Genomic DNA, 1,804 nt, shown 5'->3' with positions numbered 1-1,804 from the left:
TCACGGCGCGCCGATCGCCTCCTGCTCGTCGAGGGTGCGGTCCCGCAGGGTCGTCGCGTAGCCCGACGCCAGGGCACCGACGAGCGCGGCGACGTCCCCGCGGACCACGTCGCCGAGCAGGTCGGGCAGCCGGGTCGAGAGCAGCACGATCGTGCGCTCGAGCGTCGAGGGCCCGGTGAAGTGGGCCGCGACGAGCCGCGCGCCGGCCGCGAGGCCCACCGTCGTGTCGGCGGGGCGGGCGCGCAGCGCCGCGACGAGGTCGGCGCTGATCTCGGTGAGGTACTCGACCAGCTCGTCGGACCCCATCGGCACGTAGCTGGTGCCCTCGACCTCGACGGCCCACGCGCGGGCGAGCGCCTCGACGGCGCCCGCGTCAGTCACGACGTCCCACGCCCGCGTAGCCCGGGTTGCGCCCGCGCCCGTCGAGGATCGCGCCGTCCGGACGCCAGAGGGGGATGTGGACGACCCCGGGGTCGAGCAGCGTGAAGCCGTCGAAGAAGCGCACCACCTCGCCGTGGGGCCGCATCGACATGGGGGTGGCCGTGCGGCGGTAGAGCGCCGCGTGGTCGTCGGCCACCTGCGGCGCGCCGTCGGCGGAGGCGTGGCTCAGTACCAGGTGGCTGCCCGGCACCAGCGCGTCGCGGTACCGGGCGAGCGCCTCGCCGGGGCGGCGCTCGTCACCGACGAAGTGCAGCAGCGCGACGACGAGCAGCGCGACCGGGCGGTCGAGGTCGAGCACCGCGCGGGTGTCCGGTGCCTCGAGCACCGCGCCGACGTCCAGGAAGTCGGCGTGGACGACACCGGTGCGGGGATCGTCGGCCAGCAGCGCCCGGGCGTGCGCCACGGCGACGGGGTCGATGTCGACGTAGACCACACGCGCCGCGGGGTTCTCGGCCTGCGCGACCTCGTGGACGTTGCCGGCCGTCGGGATCCCGGACCCGACGTCGAGGAACTGGTCGATCCCCGACGCGAGGCAGTGCCGGACCGCGCGCCGCATGAACGCCCGGTTGTCCTGCATGATCAGCGGCAGGTCGGGCCAGTCGGCGATGGCCTCGCGCGCCATCTCGCGGTCGACCGCGAAGTTGTGGCTGCCGCCGAGGTAGTAGTCGTACACCCGCGCCGCGCTCGGACGATCGATGTCGACCTCCTGCGGCGCCCACGTCGGACGCGTCACTGGGTCACCACCCCCCGGTCACCGAGAGCATACGGGCGCCGATCACGCGTGGGCGCGTCACCGATCGGGGGACGGTCGTCGGGCACCGGATCAGCACGCACCGTCCCGGACCCCGGGATCGGCGGGCGTGTCGGTGGGCGTGGCCGCGTCGGGGTCCGTCCCCGCGAGGGGCAGCCAGTGCCCGACCTGCGGGGCCCGGTGTCCCGACGCCCGCACCGCACCGGTGGCGACGGCGTCGTCGAACCGCGCGCGGCCGAGCGCGAGGGCGCACCACGTCCGGGCGTCGGTCTCGACGACGTTCGGCGGGGTGCCGCGGGTGTGGCGTGGGCCCTCCACGCAGTGCACCGCGCCGAACGGCGGCACCCGCACCTCGGTGGAGTGCCCGGGGTTGCGCTCGGCCAGCTCCTCCAGCGTCCAGCGGACTGCCGCAGCGAGCTGGGGCCGGGTCAGCGAGGCGGCGTCCGTCCGCCAGGCGGTGAGGGCGGCACGGCCGGCGTGCGGGTCGGTGCGACGGCGGGGTGGCACCCGCCCATTCTGATGCGCGCCGGCCCGGTCAGGAGGTGCGGGACCGGACGACGCCCAGCGGTGCCGGCGTGAGCCCTGGGAAGACGCCCGCGACGGACCCGACGC

Annotated in this window: 3 protein-coding genes; all 3 read right to left on the bottom strand. The window is 76.1% G+C overall.

Annotation, left to right across the window (positions count from 1 at the left end; translation table 11 throughout):
* The 3 genes from AC0CYZ_RS10215 to AC0CYZ_RS10205 all read right to left on the bottom strand — a co-directional run bounded on the left by AC0CYZ_RS10215 (nucleotide 1) and on the right by AC0CYZ_RS10205 (nucleotide 1,699).
* Nucleotides 1-381: a hypothetical protein gene (locus AC0CYZ_RS10215; protein WP_472214868.1), complete on the bottom strand. Its 381-nt coding sequence runs from the start codon at nucleotides 379-381 to the stop codon at nucleotides 1-3.
* The gene (locus tag AC0CYZ_RS10210) at nucleotides 374-1,174 is read right to left on the bottom strand and encodes an SAM-dependent methyltransferase (RefSeq protein WP_472214866.1); all 801 of its coding nucleotides are present in this window, start codon (nucleotides 1,172-1,174) and stop codon (nucleotides 374-376) included. Before AC0CYZ_RS10210 ends, AC0CYZ_RS10215 begins: the two co-directional genes overlap by 8 nt.
* Nucleotides 1,175-1,264: 90 nt before the next feature.
* Entirely contained in the window at nucleotides 1,265-1,699 is a 435-nt protein-coding gene (locus AC0CYZ_RS10205) for a sterol carrier family protein (RefSeq protein ID WP_472214864.1), read from the bottom strand.
* Between the last annotated feature and the right edge of the window lie 105 nt (nucleotides 1,700-1,804).

The sequence above is a fragment of the Actinomycetospora sp. genome, assembly GCF_055612215.1.
Note: the sequence above shows the minus strand (reverse complement) of the source record. Positions and strands in the feature narration are given on the sequence as shown.